Here is an 850-nt window from a genome sequence, read left to right as displayed (position 1 = left end):
CTGTTTTATCGTTTTCAATGTATTGGTCTTGGGTAATAGATTTTTGACTTGCTTACTTTCCTTTGGGAGAAACTCAATTGTTGTACTTGCATTGATATTCCAGGCTTTTTTCCCTAGTGACGCACCAGCACCGAGTTGTGCAAACTGGCCTTCGGGCATACTTTTCGATGCCAAACGAGTTTGTTCAGATTTAGACAGTCGCATCCATTGACCTTGAAACTCGTGAATACGAATTTGGCAACCAGACAAACATTCCAAAATGCTCTTCAATGCACCTTTACTTCGTGTTGGAGATGCATACATGCCGCCATAATGCAGTGCTAGATCATTCCCATCGCCAGTCAATGACGACATGCAATCAGTTAATGGGGAGCGCTGATTTTTTGCATGCGCACGCGCTTGTATGGTTAACTGACTCAATTGCCAACTTCGATAATAGAGGGATAAAAGCCGATGGTTAAAAATGTCATAGAAGTCCACCATCGCATGATCGCCTTCTTTCAGTCGATGCAATGCAAGCTCACTGTAATGCTGAGGCAGTACACCCTGCTCCCCCGTCAAGCCAATCAAATTTGTCTCAAGCGCTAATTTATCTTTACCTAATGGTTTAGTAGAAACGAGTTGCGCATTCTCAAAGCCTAAAGACGCATTGACCTTTAAGTTGAGTTTCTCGTTTTTTGGTAATGCATCTGTTCCAATTTGCGATTCAACTTTCAAAAGCTCTTGCTCAATAAGATGAATAGCTTCAAACAAAGAACGTTGCTTTAGCTCGCGGTAGAAGTCCTCTGAGCTCATAACAACACCTTATCACCTGTCAGCGCAGGCCATACGTGAAAGGAGCTGCTGGTTG

The 850-nt window shown here is 43.1% G+C and carries 1 protein-coding gene; it reads right to left on the bottom strand.

What is annotated here, in order from left to right; genetic code table 11:
* A partial coding sequence (gene tssG / locus R7Q48_RS25945; protein ID WP_318133055.1) for a type VI secretion system baseplate subunit TssG occupies positions 1-795 on the bottom strand: 795 nt, incomplete at its 3' end.
* Between the last annotated feature and the right edge of the window lie 55 nt (positions 796-850).

The sequence above is a fragment of the Vibrio sp. 378 genome (assembly GCF_033339435.1).
Note: the sequence above shows the minus strand (reverse complement) of the source record. Positions and strands in the feature narration are given on the sequence as shown.